This is a genomic window from Flavobacterium sp. M31R6 (genome assembly GCF_013284035.1).
Classification (GTDB): Bacteria; Bacteroidota; Bacteroidia; order Flavobacteriales; family Flavobacteriaceae; genus Flavobacterium.
Genome location: NZ_CP054141.1, coordinates 4,437,123 through 4,454,107, shown reverse-complemented (window position 1 = coordinate 4,454,107; position 16,985 = coordinate 4,437,123). Strand labels below are relative to the sequence as shown.

General features: G+C 33.0%; 12 protein-coding genes, 1 pseudogene and 1 riboswitch. Of the genes and pseudogenes, 12 read left to right on the top strand and 1 reads right to left on the bottom strand.

The window, feature by feature from the left end:
- Positions 1 to 13: 13 nt before the first annotated feature.
- From mreC to HQN62_RS18790, 6 genes are all read left to right on the top strand, one after another.
- Positions 14 to 844 (top strand): rod shape-determining protein MreC, encoded by an 831-nt coding sequence (mreC, locus tag HQN62_RS18815; protein WP_173505482.1) that lies wholly within the window; start codon positions 14 to 16, stop codon positions 842 to 844.
- Positions 837 to 1,343 carry a rod shape-determining protein MreD gene (mreD, locus tag HQN62_RS18810; protein WP_116796994.1) on the top strand — a complete coding sequence of 169 codons (507 nt, stop codon included), beginning with the start codon at positions 837 to 839 and terminating at the stop codon, positions 1,341 to 1,343. The genes mreC and mreD overlap by 8 nt, the downstream gene beginning before the upstream one ends.
- Positions 1,340 to 3,277, top strand: coding sequence for a penicillin-binding protein 2 (mrdA, locus tag HQN62_RS18805; RefSeq protein WP_173505481.1), 1,938 nt, complete (start codon positions 1,340 to 1,342; stop codon positions 3,275 to 3,277). The genes mreD and mrdA overlap by 4 nt, the downstream gene beginning before the upstream one ends.
- Before the next feature lie 10 nt (positions 3,278 to 3,287).
- On the top strand, positions 3,288 to 4,523 hold the full coding sequence (rodA, locus tag HQN62_RS18800) for a rod shape-determining protein RodA (RefSeq protein ID WP_116796996.1): 1,236 nt from the start codon (positions 3,288 to 3,290) through the stop codon (positions 4,521 to 4,523).
- 440 nt (positions 4,524 to 4,963) lie between these two features.
- Positions 4,964 to 5,857: a GLPGLI family protein gene (locus HQN62_RS18795; RefSeq protein ID WP_173505480.1), complete on the top strand. Its 894-nt coding sequence runs from the start codon at positions 4,964 to 4,966 to the stop codon at positions 5,855 to 5,857.
- Between the two features lie 35 nt (positions 5,858 to 5,892).
- Positions 5,893 to 8,595, top strand: coding sequence for a carboxypeptidase-like regulatory domain-containing protein (locus tag HQN62_RS18790; RefSeq protein WP_173505479.1), 2,703 nt, complete (start codon positions 5,893 to 5,895; stop codon positions 8,593 to 8,595).
- Positions 8,596 to 8,736: 141 nt separating this feature from the next.
- Here the strand turns inward: HQN62_RS18790 and metK are convergent, their stop codons facing one another.
- Complete coding sequence (gene metK / locus HQN62_RS18785; protein ID WP_173505478.1) at positions 8,737 to 9,987, bottom strand: methionine adenosyltransferase; 1,251 nt, start codon at positions 9,985 to 9,987, stop codon at positions 8,737 to 8,739.
- Between the two features lie 693 nt (positions 9,988 to 10,680).
- On the opposite strand from metK, the pseudogene HQN62_RS18780 reads away from it, so the two are divergent.
- From HQN62_RS18780 to HQN62_RS18755, 6 genes and pseudogenes are all read left to right on the top strand, one after another.
- Positions 10,681 to 11,972: pseudogene (locus tag HQN62_RS18780) on the top strand (O-acetylhomoserine aminocarboxypropyltransferase/cysteine synthase family protein).
- 91 nt (positions 11,973 to 12,063) lie between these two features.
- Positions 12,064 to 13,065, top strand: coding sequence for an alpha/beta fold hydrolase (locus HQN62_RS18775; RefSeq protein WP_173505477.1), 1,002 nt, complete (start codon positions 12,064 to 12,066; stop codon positions 13,063 to 13,065).
- Positions 13,052 to 14,158 carry a homoserine dehydrogenase family protein gene (locus HQN62_RS18770; RefSeq protein ID WP_173505476.1) on the top strand — a complete coding sequence of 369 codons (1,107 nt, stop codon included), beginning with the start codon at positions 13,052 to 13,054 and terminating at the stop codon, positions 14,156 to 14,158. The genes HQN62_RS18775 and HQN62_RS18770 overlap by 14 nt, the downstream gene beginning before the upstream one ends.
- Before the next feature lie 5 nt (positions 14,159 to 14,163).
- The gene (locus HQN62_RS18765; RefSeq protein WP_173505606.1) at positions 14,164 to 15,372 is read left to right on the top strand and encodes a sterol desaturase family protein; all 1,209 of its coding nucleotides are present in this window, start codon (positions 14,164 to 14,166) and stop codon (positions 15,370 to 15,372) included.
- 654 nt (positions 15,373 to 16,026) lie between these two features.
- Positions 16,027 to 16,278, top strand: a complete 252-nt coding sequence (locus HQN62_RS18760) for a PLP-dependent transferase (protein ID WP_116797003.1) — start codon at positions 16,027 to 16,029, stop codon at positions 16,276 to 16,278.
- A 101-nt stretch (positions 16,279 to 16,379) separates the two neighbouring features.
- On the top strand, positions 16,380 to 16,589 hold the full coding sequence (locus tag HQN62_RS18755) for a hypothetical protein (protein WP_173505475.1): 210 nt from the start codon (positions 16,380 to 16,382) through the stop codon (positions 16,587 to 16,589).
- A 235-nt stretch (positions 16,590 to 16,824) separates the two neighbouring features.
- A riboswitch (SAM riboswitch) is annotated at positions 16,825 to 16,932 on the top strand.
- The last annotated feature ends 53 nt before the right edge of the window (positions 16,933 to 16,985 follow it).

Below are 16,985 nucleotides of genomic sequence, written 5' to 3'. Positions count from 1 at the left end.
ATACCGTTAAGAAATGCAGCAAATATTTTCATTTATTATAAAAAACAGTAATAGAATACTGTTTTTGCTGCTTTTGGGTATTGCGTTATCCCTTACCATACAATCTCATTCTTTTCATAGAAGTAAAGTCATCAGTTCCGCTAATTTTCTGAGTGGTGGTGTTTATGAGAGAATAAATTCTGTGGAAGAATACCTTCACTTAAAAGAACAAAATGATGAACTTGCGCGCGAAAATGCCAACTTGAAAAGTTTGTTGTTTAAAACTCAAGATTCCGCCAAGATTCCTAATTTAGACAGCCTGAAAGGTGTTCTGCCAAAAGACATTATTGTATCCAAAGTGATTCATAATTCATATAATGTGTATGAGAATTTTTTAACTTTAAATTCTGGTTCAAAATCAGGCGTTAAGCCTGATATGGGAGTTATTAATAGCTTGGGAATTGTTGGTATCATCGATAATGTATCTGCAAATTATTCTACTGTAATTAGTATATTGAATACTAAATCTCAGATTAATGCCAAAATCAAGAATTCAGATCATTTTGGGACTTTGAATTGGGATGGGAAAAATGCAGGTTTTGTACAATTGATTGACGTACCAAGATTAGCTAGTATTCGAAAAGGGGACACAATCGTTACTGGTGGACAATCGGTTATATTCCCAGAAAACATTGGAATTGGTACAATAGATAAAATATTTATCCCTGGTGACAAAACTCATTATTACACTATCAGAGTAAAACTATTTAATGATATGACTAATCTAGGTCATGTTTATATCATAAAATCTGAAAACAGCGAAGAAATTAAAAATTTAGAAAACCAAAGAAAAAAAGATGAATAGCACGTTGTTAGTGAATATTTTTCGTTTTGTGCTCTTATTAGCTTTACAAATTCTAGTTTTTAATAATATGAATTTCGGAGGTTATGTAAGTGCATTTCCCTATATACTTTTCATCATTCTTTACCCTGTAAACGGAAACAAAGCCAATCTGCTTATCGCTAGTTTTTTTCTGGGTTTAATTATGGATTTATTCTCTAATTCGGGAGGAGTTCATGCTACAGCATGTGTCCTTTTAGCTTATTTAAGACCTTACTTTTTTAAATTTTCATTTGGATTGAGTTATGAATATCAAACTATAAAACTAAATGATGTATTGACTCCAGAGCGATTTACGTTTATTTTATTGTCAGTTATGACACATCATATCGCCTTATTCTTATTAGAATCTTTTCAAATTACTTTCATCTTAGATGTTCTACTTAGAACTTTTCTAAGCACACTGTTTACTATTCTAACCTGTATTATTCTTATTTACCTAATAAAGCCAAATAAAAGATGAGAAAAGTCTTGTTGCCAGCTTTAATTATTATTGGTGCATCTTTGTTACTCATACGTGTTTTTTACTTGCAAATTATAGACGATTCTTTTAAGCTAAAATCAGAAAATAATGCAATTAAAATCAAATATGATTATCCAGAGAGAGGTTATATTTATGATAGAAATGGAGTGTTATTAGTTGCCAATCAGCCATCGTATGATATCATGGTAATTCCTCGAGAGCTTAATAATACAGACACTCTTGAGTTTTGTAAATTATTGAATATTACGAAAGAAGATTTCATAAAAAGGATTGAAAAAGCAAAAGTCTACAGTCCAAGATTACCTTCGGTATTTTTGGCCCAATTGAACAAAAATGAGTTTGCCGCTTTTCAGGAAAAAATCAGAAAGTTCGAAGGGTTCTATTTCCAAAAACGTGCCTTGCGTGATTACGAAGTTGATTTTGGGGCCAATATTTTTGGATTTATAACACAGGTCAATGATAAACTAATTGAAAAAAACCATTATTATAAAAGTGGAGATTTAATTGGTAAACAAGGAGTTGAAGAAAGTTATGAAAAAATTCTTCGCGGTGTCAAAGGGGTTAAATATTTCCAAAAAGACAAATTCAATCGAGAAATAGGTTCCTACAAAGAAGGTAAATATGATACAATTGCTGTTCAAGGGGAAGATATAAATTTAACTATTGATGCCGAAATCCAAAAATATGGAGAACAGTTGATGATCAATAAACGAGGAGGAATAGTAGCAATTGAACCCAAAACTGGAGAGATTTTAGCACTTGTAACGGCTCCTTCCTATGATCCTGGAATTTTGGTGGGAAGACAACGCTCGAAAAATTACACAAAATTATACCATGATTCTATAGCAAAACCGCTTTATGACAGAGGATTATTGGCCGAATACCCACCAGGTTCTCCTTTTAAAATTATGACAGGTCTAGTTGGACTGCAAGAAGGAGTAATAGATGAGCAAACTACTTTTGTCTGTAATCATGGTTTTTATTATGCTCCAGGCCGATTTCAAGGATGTCACTGTGGTATTTTTGGACCTAGAAGTCTCAATGTAGGTATTTACAAGTCTTGTAATGCTTATTTTTCGAATGTGTATTTGAGAACTATTGGAAAATATAAGGCCCCTTATGCTGTGGATGTATGGAGCAATCACGTTAAGAGTTTTGGATTAGGTCAATTTATGGGTTACGATTTGCCAACTGGTAGAAAAGGAAAGATTCCGACTTCCAAAACCTATGAAAAAATGTATCCTGGTTGGGGCTATAGTGGAAAAACAATTATATCCAATGCCATTGGTCAAGGAGAAGTATTAATGACTCCTATACAATTGGCCAATATGATGTCTGCTGTTGCTAATGAAGGGTACTATTACACTCCTCATATTATTAAGAAAATAAAAGGAGAGAAAATCGATACTAAATTTACGACAAAGCATGTTACAACTATTGACAAAAAATATTTTCCTCCTATGATTCAAGGTTTATTTGATGTTTATAACCATGGGACCGCCTATGCCTTAAGAGTTGAAGGAATCGACATTTGTGGAAAAACAGGAACAGCCGAAAATTTTGCCAAAATTGATGGAGTAAGAACCAAAATGCAAGATCACTCAATTTTTGTTGCTTTTGCTCCAAAAGATAACCCGAAAATTGCCATCGCTGTTTTGGTAGAAAACGGAGGTTTTGGTGCTACTATTGCTGGACCAATTGCCAGTTTAATGATAGAAAAATACCTTAGAAAAAAAATCACAAGAACCGATTTAGAAACTCGAGTTTTGAATATCAGTTTACAAGGGCGTTACGCCAAACTTGGAGGTCTTTCAGAAGAAGTGAAAAAACAATTGCGTATTCAAGATTCTATTACAAACAGTAAAATAAAAGCAGCTCAAAAATTAGATTCATTAAAAACCAAAAAACAATAATTCATATCAAATGAAAAATCAAAGTTTATCAAGCAATATTGATTGGATATGTATCATTATCTACATTTTACTTGTGTTTTTGGGGTGGTTAAATATATATTCTTCTTCATTGTCTTCAACTGAGGGGACTTATGAGAAGCAAGCTATATTTATTGCTTTATCTGTTCCTTTGATTTTTATTTTATTATATATTGATGGTAAATTTTATGAAAAATATGCCAGCATCATATTTGTGATTTCCTTACTATCCTTGTTAGGTTTGTTTGCTTTTGGTAAAACAATTGCAGGTCAACGCTGTTGGTATGGATTCGGAAGTTTTACTTTGCAGCCTTCTGAGTTTGCTAAAGCAGCCACCTCTTTGGCATTGGCTAAATATCTAAGTGATACACAAATAAACTTGAAAGATGTTAATAGACAAATACAGGCATTGGCAATTGTTTTTTTGCCGGTTATGCTCATCTTGCCACAGCCCGATCCAGGAAGCGCCTTAATATATAGTATTTTTATTATTGTTTTGTTTAGAGAAGGATTGCCGTCTTGGTATGTATGGACAGGTTTTATAACTATATTGCTTTTTATGTTAACTCTGGTTTTAGAGCCTCAGTATGTTATTTTGATGGCTTTATTGGTTATTGTTCTTATACATTACAAATCGAGAATTGGAGACCGAAACGTTGTGTTGAGTAGTATGATTTTTGTAGCCATATCTGGTTTTGTATTATCTGTAAACTATGTTTTTACGAACGTTTTCAAACAACACCACCGTGATCGTTTTAATATATTGTTAGGAAAAGAGGTAGATATGAAAGGTATTGGATATAATACCAATCAATCTGAGATCGCTGTTGGTTCTGGTGGCTGGTTTGGGAAAGGATTTCTTGAAGGCACTCAAACCAAAGGAGGTTTTGTACCTGAACAACATACCGATTATATTTTTACTACAGTTGGTGAAGAATGGGGATTTGTTGGATCCTTAGTAGTGATAGGCCTTTTCGCTGGTTTATTTCTTAGAATAATCTATCTTGCCGAAAGACAGAAGACCAAATTCAGTAGAGTATATGGTTATTGTGTTGCGGGAATATTATTTACACACTTTTTTGTAAATATTGCTATGGTTGTAGGAGTCTTTCCAACCATAGGAGTGCCATTGCCTTTCTTTTCTTATGGAGGATCAGGTTTGTGGGGATTCACCATTTTACTGTTCATTTTTATTAAAATGGATGCCAATAAAGTAAATGAATGGTAAATCGTTCTGACAAAAAATTTATTTCTTAAATTTTTCTTCTTTGACTTCTGAATTTACATCTTCCCTAAAAGTGAAAATTTAGTCATTAAAGGAGGTAGATACTTTCTTAATTTGTGTTTTTTTTGAACCAAAATCTTATTTTTTTTACCTTTCTGAGTATTTGCATTTTAAACCTTCAGCGAAAAACAGTGTCTAATATCTTTTATCTGGATATAATCGCTATCTATCTTTAGTTTTTACCCATTTGTATATTCAATTTTTGAAGAAGAGATGTTAAGAGTATCTTTGAAAGTAGTTTCTATATGGAAACGGTTGGTATAGTTGTTTTTCAATAGTCAGTATCTAGAAAACACTAACTTGAAGAATAGTATTTTAAAAGGGTAAACTTAAAATTGTATAGTTCTTATGCTTTTCATAATTTAATTAATAAATAACAACATATGAAAAAATTAGTTCTCACTTTCGCTTTGGTAATAACAACAATCCAAATGCATGCCCAAGAATTTCAAGGGATGGCAGTTTATGAATCTAAAACCAGTACTTCGGATTTTAAAAACCGAATGCAAGGAAATAGAGACATCACTCCAGAAATGCAAAAGAATATGGAAGAGCGAATGAAAAAAATGTTTGAAAAGACATTTATACTCAATTTCGATAAATCTGCATCAATTTACAAAGAAGAGGAAAAACTGGATGCTCCTGGACAAGAAGGTGGTGGAATGCGTATGATGAGTTCCATGATGGGCGGTGGAGGAACTTTTTATAAAAATGTAAAAAGTAAAACCTATACAGTTGATAAAGAATTTATGGGAAAAGAGTTTTTGATTAAAGATTCGCTTCCTGATTTAAAATGGAAAATGGAGTCTGAAACGAGAGTTATTGGAGGATACAATTGTTTTAAAGCAACTGCCGTTCGGCCAGTCAGCAAAACCGATTTTAGAAACTTTAGACCTAAAAATCAGGATAAACCAGAAACAGTAAAAACAGAAGATAAAGACAAAAAAACTTCTTTTATGTCTGAAATAGAAATGCCTAAAGAGGTTACAGTTACTGCTTGGTACACTCCTGAAATTCCTCTTAACCAAGGGCCTGAAAATTATTGGGGTTTGCCTGGATTGATTTTGGAAGTCAACGATGGAAAAACTACCATTCTATGTTCTAAAGTGGTGATGAATGTTAAGGATAAAGCTCAAATCAAAGAAGCTACAAATGGAAAAGTGGTTTCTCAGAAAGAGTACGATGATATTGTGGTTAAAAAAATGGAAGAAATGAGGGAAATGAGAGAGAAAAACAGAGGGAACGGTGGCGGAATGCCAATGAGAATTGGAGGATAATTACATCAAAAAACTAATTTTAGAGAGAATTCTAAATGAAAAAACTACCGTACCTCATTTTATTACTGCTTACGACTTTTTCCTTTTCCCAAAATATTAGATTTGATGGAATAGTTCTTGACAACAATAAAATTCCTCTTGAAATGGCCAATGTTATGGCTGTGAATACTGATTCCAAAGCGATGGATTCCTATGCCATAACCAACGATAAAGGTAAGTTTATTTTGAACCTAAAACCCAATACCAAATATTCCATAAAGATAAGTTATCTTGGAATGAAGAATAAGGAAATGGCAATGACTACAGCCAATCAAAATATGACACAAAGCATTGTGATGGATTCTGGAGAGATTGAGCTTGATGGGGTAGAAATAGTTCGAGAAATGCCGGTTTCTATAAAAGGCGATACAATTGTATATAATGCTGATTCTTTTAAATCGGGAACAGAGAGAAAACTTGAAGATGTTTTGAAAAAGTTACCAGGAGTAGAAGTAAATGCAGATGGCGAAATCGAGGTTGAAGGAAAAAAAGTAACCAAATTAATGGTGGAAGGTAAAGATTTCTTTGACGGTGATACCAAATTAGGCGTTAAAAATATTCCAGCAGATGCCATTGATAAGGTTCAGGTGCTTCGAAATTTCAATGAAAATTCTATTCTTAAAGGAGTTGAAAACAATCAAGACAATGTCGCTATGAATATCAAACTAAAATCAGGAAAAAAGAATTTCTGGTTTGGAGACATGACCGCAGGAATAGGAGTTGCACAAACAGATAGCCGTTATGTGATTAACCCAAAAGTGTTTTATTACAGTCCAAAATACAGCATTAACCTAATTTCTAATTTTAATAATATTGGCGAATTGCCATTGACAATTCAAGATTATATTAAAATGACTGGTGGATTTCGTGGTTTTATGGCCAAAGGAGGCTCCAGTTTTAATATCTCTTCGAATGACTTAGGAATTTCACTTTTGAGAAACAACCGAGCCAAAGAAATAGAAACTCAATTTGGAGCGGCAAACTTCTCGTATAATGTAAACAAAGCATGGAGTTTAAGTGGATTTGGCATTATATCTTCGTCAATTACCGATTTGGAAACGCTGTCGCAGACTAATATTTTAGAGCCTAATTCTTCCGAAATTCAATCAACTGAGAATAAGAAAGAATTGGCAAATCAAAAAAGCAACTTGGGAATGTTCAAGCTGAGTTCCAGTTACAAGCCATCGACAGACTTTCAGTTTGATTATGATATTTTGACCAAGTTGTCCAAACAAGATGAGGAATCTCCTTTGGTGAGGGAATCTATTGTCAATAATGTTTCGACTACCGAAATTATTAATACGTCAAAAAAGCAATCGCCTATCTCGGTAAATCAAAACCTAAGTTTGTTTTATACGCTAAATGAGAAAAATATTTTTGCTGTCGAAATGCAGCATTTGTATCAGGAGGAAGATCCTTTTTATAATGCAAACTTAAAATCCCAACCCTTTAATTTAGCGGGATATATTCCAGGGCAGAACAGAAATGATATTACTCAAAATCGTTTCGTGACGACCAGTAAGCTTGATGCAAAAGTGGATTATTTTTATATGCTTACGCTAAAAAGCAATATCAATATCACATTGGGAAATACGTATTCGTATCAAAATTTTGATTCCAGTATTTATCAAATTTTAGATAATCAAGAGGTTAATTACTTAGACAATCCTGTCAATGTAAATGATGTCAATTACAATTTTGATGATGCCTTTTTGGGACTCCATTATAAGATTTTAACCGGAAAGTTTACGTTCACGCCTGGTGTGAGCATACATAGTTACAATATGACTAACAAACAATTAGGAACTGATTTTACCCAAAATTTCTCTAGATTTTTGCCTGATTTTTTGGCAATTTATCAAATTAAGAAATCAGAAACATTGACCTATAATTACTCTTACACCAATAGCTTTACGGATATTAACCAATTGGCTGAAGGTTTTGTGTTAACGAATTATAATAGCTTAAGAAAAGGAAGCAGAACACTTGAAAACGCAACAGCGATACAGCATTCGTTGCGTTATTTTAAATACAATATGTTTAATTTAGAAAACATAACCGCCTTTTTAACGTATTCCAAGCAAATTGATGCAGTAAAAACCAAAGCTTTCTATGATGGTGTAAACCAATCTTCAATGCCATATAATTCGGATTTTGCAGATGAAACAATATCCGGAAGCGGATCTTACGGACGTTCTTTTCTTAAAAATTATAAAGCATCTTTGGCAGCTAATATAAATTGGTCTCTTTTTAATAATATACAAAACAATGTATTGTCTTCCAAAGAGAGTTTTACCCAAAGTTATACAATAAAAGGAGCTACCAATTATAAAGATCTTCCAAACTTGGAAATTGGTTACAATGCTGTAATTAATAACTACGACAGCACTGTTTTTTACACGGATAAACCATTTGCAAAATTAGATTATTACTTCTTGGATTGCTTTTCACTTGTGACAGAGTATGAGTTTTATCACTATTACAATAATGAAAAGACGGTTGACAATAAGTATGATTTTTTGAGTGCCAGTTTGATTTATCAAAAGAAGGGCAGTAAGTTGGAGTATAAAATTAGCGGTACGAATATCTTGAATACAAAATCCATAAATGAGGATAGTTTCTCTCAATTTTCCACGAGGGCCTCACAATATACTGTACAGCCAAGATATGTTATTTTTTCTATGAAGTATAATATCTAAGAATAGAAGCATTGTCGCTTTTTTGTTTAATGTTTACGTTGGTAGTTAATTGTTTTTCATAAATCAAAAAAGCCTTCTATTCTGTGCAAAAAAAAACCATTCGATATCGAATGGTTTTTTTGTATAATGAATTTAGATTTTTTACAATCCAAAAGCAGCTTTTACTTGATCAACAAAATCTAATTTTTCCCAAGTAAATAAGTCAACAGTTACTGTTTTAGTTAATCCACCTGGAGCAGAGAAAGTTTTTGTAACGGTTTCTGGAGTACGTCCCATATGACCGTAAGCCGCAGTCTCGCTATAGATTGGATTTCTTAATTTCAAACGTTGTTCGATGAAGTAAGGACGCATATCAAAAATAGCTTCTACTTTTTTAGCAATTTCACCATTAGTCAAATTCACTTTTGATGTTCCGTAAGTATCAATAAAAATACCCATTGGTTTTGCTACTCCAATTGCATACGAAACTTGTACCAAAATCTCATCAGCAATACCAGCTGCAACAAGGTTTTTTGCAATATGACGTGTAGCATAAGCAGCACTTCTGTCTACTTTACTTGGGTCTTTTCCGGAGAAAGCACCACCACCGTGAGCACCTTTTCCACCGTAAGTATCTACAATGATTTTTCTTCCTGTCAATCCAGTATCTCCGTGTGGTCCTCCAATTACGAATTTCCCAGTAGGGTTAATATGGTATTGAATTTTATCATTGAATAAATGAGCATGAGCAGGATTTTTTGCAATGATTCTTGGAATCAATATTTCGATGATGTCTTTTTTGATTTTAGCAAGCATAGCCTCCTCTTCATCAAAATCATCATGTTGTGTTGAAATTACGATAGCATCAATGCGTGTTGGTTTGTTGTCATCACTATATTCTAAAGTAACTTGAGATTTTGCATCAGGACGTAAATAAGTGATTTCATTATTTTCACGTCTCAAAATAGCTAATTCCTGCAATAATTTATGAGATAAATCAAGTGCCAATGGCATATAATTTTCAGTTTCATTTGTAGCATAACCAAACATCATTCCTTGGTCACCAGCTCCTTGCTCTTCTTTACTAGCTCTGTCAACACCTTGATTAATGTCTGCAGATTGTTCGTGAATTGCCGAAAGAATACCACAAGAATTGGCTTCAAACATATATTCGCTTTTTGTATAACCAATTTTACGAATCACTTCGCGAGCAATTTGTTGTACATCAAGATAGGTATTTGACTTTACTTCACCAGCCAAAATTACTTGACCAGTTGTAACCAACGTTTCACAAGCTACTTTTGAGTCAGCATCAAATGCCAAAAAGTTATCAATTAATGCATCTGAAATTTGATCTGCAACTTTGTCTGGGTGTCCCTCACTTACAGATTCTGACGTAAATAAATAAGCCATAATAATTATAAATTTTAAAATTAATCGAGGAAAAACAATTGCTAGAAAGGCTAAAGGAGAGTTTCTGCTTTAGCATTTTTTCTACTGAAAATTTTTCAGCATCCATAATGAATTCGTTTCATTATGAAGAGGTTGCAATCAGTTCAAATTTTTCCTCTCGTATTCGGGTGCAAATGTATGAAACCATTTTGAATTGCAAATTATTCTTTTGTTTTTTTTAATTAATTAAGAGGAATTTAACAAGTTCTACTAATTCTATAGAATTTATAAAAATAAATTGATTTTTGCTTGGTGGTTTAAAAAATAGTTTGCACATTTGCTTCATCAAATAGGAATAAACCGAAACTAATGATACGAAATAGGTGTTGTATGATGATGAAAATTTTTATGGAACGTGTTATTGTAATTTTTTAAAAATATATGAAAAGTCCTTTTTTAAGAAATAGGATTTTGGTTTTAAACAAATGAGTAAAGAGATGAAAACGATAGGGAATAAAATGATGATGTGTTGTATGATGTGTATGTGCATCCCAATTCCCTATTGCCAAAAGTGAAGGATTTAATCCTTGTTATAGTCAAACTATTAACCCTTTTGGTAAATCATCCAAAAGGGTTTTTTTATTTCCAGAATTTATTCAAAATGTAAAGCAAAATCATTAAAACCAATAATATAATATTTAAAAACTTAAAATCATGAGCACACAAAAATTTGCAACAAACGCATTACACGCAGGACACGATGTAACTAAAAATGGCGGAACCAGAGCTGTTCCAATTTATCAAACCACTTCGTATGTATTTAATAGTTCAGACCATGCAGCCAATTTATTTGGTCTTGCCGAGGCTGGTTATATTTACACCAGATTAAATAATCCAACCAATGATATTCTGGAACAACGATTGGCAACTCTTGAGGGAGGAATTGGAGCAGTAGTTACCGCTTCTGGAGCATCGGCAATTTCGACAGCATTATTAGTATTGCTAAAGGCTGGTGATCATATTGTGGCTTCGAACAGTTTATATGGAGGAACTTATAATTTGTTAAAAGTGACATTGCCTAGATTAGGCATCACAACCACATTTGTGGATCCAACAGATCCTGAAAATTTCACCAAAGCCGCCAAGGAAAATACCAGAGCCTTCTTTGTGGAAAGTTTAGGGAATCCAAAATTGGATGTGCTGAATTTAAAAGCGATTTCGGATGAAGCCAAAGCTTTTAAAGTTCCTTTTATAGTTGATAATACTGTCGCATCTCCTTATTTGTTGAATCCAATTGAGTATGGAGCGGATATCGTAATTCATTCTTTGACCAAATATATTTCTGGAAATGGGACTTCCTTAGGAGGAGTAATCATTGATGCAGGAAAATTTGATTGGAGCAACGGGAAATTCCCAGAATTCACTGAACCTTCTGTTGGTTATCACGGATTGATTTACCACGAAGCATTAGGAAACGCAGCCTTTATTGCAAAAGCACGTATTGAAGGGTTGCGAGATTTTGGGGCAGCCTTGAGTCCGTTTAATGCTTTTCAAATCATACAGGGTTTAGAAACTTTAGAAATTCGCATCAGAAGACATAGTGAGAATGCTTTGGCATTAGCTCAATGGCTAGAAATTCAGGATGAAGTTGCCTGGGTGAACTATCCGGGATTGAAATCGAGTAAATATTATGTTTTGTGCAAAAATATTTGCCAAAAGGGCAAAGTGGTGTGGTGACTTTTGGACTAAAAGCAGGTTTTGAGGCTGCCAAAAAAGTAGCTGATAACACTAAACTGTTTTCTATATTGGCCAATATTGGTGATACCAAATCACTAATTATTCATCCTGCCAGCACAACACATCAGCAATTGTCCGATGAGGAGCAAATTGCAACTGGAGTAACAAAAGACTTAATCCGACTTTCTGTTGGATTGGAAGATATAGATGATTTAAAAGCAGATTTGAAAGCAGTTTTTGAAGCCATCAAAACGCCTCAATTGGTATGAGAAAGTGTTAGTTTTTGTTAGGTAAAACTGTCTTAGTTATTGATTATAGTCTAGGGCAGTTTTTTAAAAAAATAACTAAAAAATATTCAAAATGGAAAATTTAGAAAAAATAGATCTCTTTAATTTTGATTTAGAAATAGGGAAACAGAAGTCTTACCTTCCTTTGTTTTATCAAGTTTTTGGACAACCATTAGGTAGTGCTCCTGTTGTAGTGGTGAATCATTCTTTAACTGGAAACTCTAATGTAACTGGAGAGAAAGGATGGTGGAGTGGAATTGTTGGGGAAAAAAGGGCAGTTGATACCGATTTCTTTACGGTTATCGCTTTTAATATTCCTGGAAATGGATTCGATGACAGCGTTGATAATTTGATTGATAATTATCGGGATTATAGTATTCGTGATATTGCCCGCATTTTTTGGGAAGGACTGTTTTTCTTAAAGATAAAAAATGTTTATGCCGTTATTGGTGGAAGTTTGGGAGGAGCAATAGCATGGGAAATGGCCGCGTTGCAACCTGATAGAATTGATAATCTGATTCCGATAGCAACTGATTGGAAAGCTACCGATTGGGTTATTGCCAATGTTTTGATTCAAGACCAAATTCTGAATCATTCGGATGATCCTATTGTGGATGCACGTTTGCATGCGACATTATTATATAGAACTCCGGAATATGTAAATCAAAGATTTAAGAGAAGTAAATTGGATGAATTGTCCGTTTTGCAGATAGAAAACTGGTTGCTGGACCATGGATTTAAATTAAAAAGCAGATACCGATTGGCTGCTTATAAGTTCATGAATCATTTGCTTAAAACAATTGATATTACTACAAACAGACCTGACTTTTTAACGGTCGCCAGTGCTATTGAGGCCAATATTCATTTAATTACTGTTGATACGGATTATCTATTTATCGCCGAGGAAACTCGCAAAACTTATAGAGAGTTGACCAATAAGAAACAGAATGTTTTTTATCACCAAATTCAATCAATTCACGGGCACGATGCCTATTTAATAGAGTTCAATCAATTATCTGATATTTTGAAACCTATTTTTAACTATCATAAAGAACAAACTTATGTCAGCGCTTAGAATAAATGTTATCCTTTTTGGAATTGGAAATGTTGGGAGCGCATTAATAAATCAAGTTCTTGAGAGTCAGCAATTCTTTCAGGAAAAAAGGAATATTGATTTGCGTTTCCCTATAATTACCAACTCAACTTTGGCTTTTTTTGAAAAAGAAGGAGTCAAAAATGTTTGGGAGGCTAATTTTGACCAATTGGCAATTCCTTTTACAGTATCCGACATTATTGGGTTTGCCAAAAATCAAGGACTTGAAAATATAATTGCAGTTGATGCAACTTCAAGTTCAGAGTTAGTGAAACAGTATATTCCTTTAATTCAAAATGGATTTAATATTGTTGCTGCCAATCCAAATGCGAATATATTACATATTGATTTTTATAAAGAAATACGAAGAAATCTAAAGAAGTACGACAAGACTTTTCTGTATGAGACTAATATTGAAGCAGGGATCCCAGTCTTGCAGATAATAAGTGATTTGTATTATTCGGGAGAAAGAATAACTAAAATCAGAGGTGTTTTTTCAGATTCATTAAGCTATATTTTGAATAGGTTTTCATCCGAGGATTTGCCTTTTTCAACTATACTAAAAGATGCTGAAAAAACAGGTCTGCTAAAAACAGATTTTAGAGATGAACTTTCGGGTATTGGGGTTGCCAAGAAGTTGCTTGTTTTAGCTAGAGAATTGGGAAAAAATGCAGAGTTCTTAGATATAAAAATCAATTCTCTTTTGTATAATGATTTAGATGGAGCACATCTCAAATCTAAATTTCATTACGATGCGGCTGTCCTTGATAAATATCTTGAAATAGCCAAAGTTACTTTGGTAAAAAATGAAGTGTTGCGATATATAGGTGAGATTTCTATTCCAGAAGATAAATTGGAAGTCAAATTAGTTTCTGAACCAATAAATTCTGCGATTGGTAAATTGAAAGGGTCGGAGACTGTTTTCGAAATCTACACTCAATCGCGCGGGAATGTCCCGTTAGTTGTACATGGGAATAATTCAGGAAAAAAGACGGAAATCATAGCCAGAGGAATTCTTACGGATATTCTAAAAGTGGCAGAAAAGATAAAAATAAAAGAAACAATTTGGCTTTAGAGCAAATGAAATTAAATTACATAGCTTTTGCAGTTCCATTTTTTGCATCATTCATGCTCTTGGAGTACTATATCAGTAAAAGAAAAAATAAAGAAGTTCATCATTTTAATGAAAGTGTTGCCAATATTAATGTTGGAATTGCTGAAAGAATCTCTGACCTTTTAACCACAGGGACTTTTTTCTTTATTTTTTCTTGGCTCAATACTAATTTTTCCATTTTCTCGATAGAATCATCGGCTACAACTTGGATTCTTTTGTTTTTGGCAACCGATTTGGTTTGGTATTGGTACCACAGATTAGGGCATACCGTCAATCTTTTTTGGGCAACACATATTGTGCATCACCAAAGTGATGATTTTAATTATACAGCAGCAGCTAGGATAACGGTTTTTCAGGCCGTTGCCAGAGGTTTGTTTTGGTGTGTTTTGCCAATTATTGGTTTCAAAGCAGAAATGATAACAGTATTGCTGCTTATTCACGGAACCTATCCTTTTTTTACGCATACTCAATTAGTGGGGAAATTGGGTTGGTTAGAATATATTATAGTTACGCCATCACATCATAGAGTTCATCATAGCAGCAATCCGGAATATTTGGATAAAAATTATGGAGATATGCTGATTATATGGGACAAAATTTTCGGAACCTATGTCGAAGAAACTAATGAGCCTCAATACGGTTTAACCAAGTCGTTGGGTAGTTACAGTTTTTTGTGGCAGCATTTTCATTATGTTTTGGAGTTAGGTGTTGCTTTTAGAATGGCAAAAACGTTCAAACAGAAACTGAAAGTAATTTTTGGGGGGCCAAATGACATTGATGGCAGGATACGATCACTTCTGGAAAGGAAGTTTTCTAAAAAAGCAATAGATATTCAGTATTCGAAGAAATTAATAAAAGCAGTTATTGTAAAAACAATCATAACAATGTCGGTTTTGTTTTTTACCATTCTTTTTTCAAACTACTTAAGCATTTCTAGCGAATTTTTATTAACAGGATTTATTATTTTGAGTGTCATTGTCACGGGAGCGATGTTGGAACAAAAAAAATGGATTTTTCATTTGGAGTTTGTGAGAATAGGGATTGTTGGTTATTTGGCTTTTTCTGTTTTTCCAAATCCGCTGCTGCTTATTGCTATTGTGTTGATAGGGATAGTTGGAGTACTGTTTTACCAAACAATACATTCAAAATACCAAGAGTTGTTGTTTTCGGCATGATTTGGGTTTTCAAAAAAAAGCAAAATGAGAAATTTTTGTTAAAAAAATGTAGGAATATGTCAGATTATGCTTTTTGTTTTTGAATAATAATCTGATGTTTAGTGTGTTGTAAATTTAATTATTTGTAACTTAATTATTAAATTTAAGTTTCGCGTTTGGATTATTGGAAAAAAGTTTAGATATTTGTTGAACAGAAATAAAAAAGAGGAAAAATGAAATTTAATTTATGCAATATGTCTAAAAAAGCCATTCAGGTGAAAACCTGCAAGGGGAGGTGTATATAGCTTTATTTTAAATTAAATAATATATAGCAAAAAACCTCTCAATAATTTGGGAGGTTTTTTTTTGTCATTTAAAGGTTAAAAAAACAATAAGATTAAGTAAAACAATAATTAAGCATGCCCCAACTCTACACGATTAATATTACCGTTTGCCAGGCAAAGAAAATTATGATGCGTAAGTACGCCATGGTGTGTGTTTGTATACGTTGATTCCAAAAGTATAAGTTTATTATATAACTTAAAAACCCTTTTGGATTTGTGTCTGAAAGGGTTTTTTGTTTTCAGTTGGTAAAGGACATAAAAGGAAGAATTAAAAAAATGAATATAAAAGTTGAATATGCTTTGTTTAAAATAACCATAAAAAGAAGAAATTATGAGTGCAACAAATTTTGCAGTAAAACATATGGCCGACGATATAAAGTTATTTTCTATTTCGGCCAATATTGAAAACACCAAATCCTTTATTATGCACCCGGCCAGTATACGATGTCAGCAGATGTCAGATGTAGAGCAGGTCGTCAAGGGAATAAAGAAAGATGTGATTCGACTCTCGAGAAGGATAGAAGATCGGAAGGATTTAAAAGGCTTTTGTTTATCAAGAGTTTTTATAGAATTACAAGCATAAAAAGCACAATTGTTTTTTTTAGGAAACGAAACTCATTGTGCTATAAATAAAACTAAAATATAAGCCATAAAAGCAAACATTAATTACAAAAATAAAATATCATGAAAACTATAACATATATCACAAACAGAGTAGAGTTACTAAAAAAAGGAATTTTAAAAGCAATAAAATCAGAACCGTTTAACCCTACAAAAGAGTTGGACCACACAAGATTTCACGTAGATAAGAACTTCGATTTGAAAGCAAGAAAAGGCAAGAGTTCTTTATTGTTTCATATGTATTCTAAAGAAAACGAAACTCTTTTTATTTGAGAGTTAAATGATGAGTATCTCAAGAAATGTGTAGGTAAAAATTATTTGCCATGAAATGCACGGATAAAAACACGAAATCCTTTTTTAGTGAAAAGGTATTCGTGAGAATTAGTGCATTTCATGGCAATTTTTTAATTGATGAACAATCATTGTTTCAAAGATGAATTGAATAATAATTTGGTTGTTTCATAAAATTGTAGTTAATTTGCACCTTTAAGTTCAGAAACGTATTGAAATGTTATAAAGAAAGGCAGAGGGATTAGACCCGATGAAGCCTTAGCAACCCTTCGATTTATCGAAGAAGGTGCTGCATTCTACCACGCCAAACGTGGAAAGATAACACTAAGAATTCAACTAGTTTTTCTAGCTTTCTTCATAATATTTCCAGGTACAAAT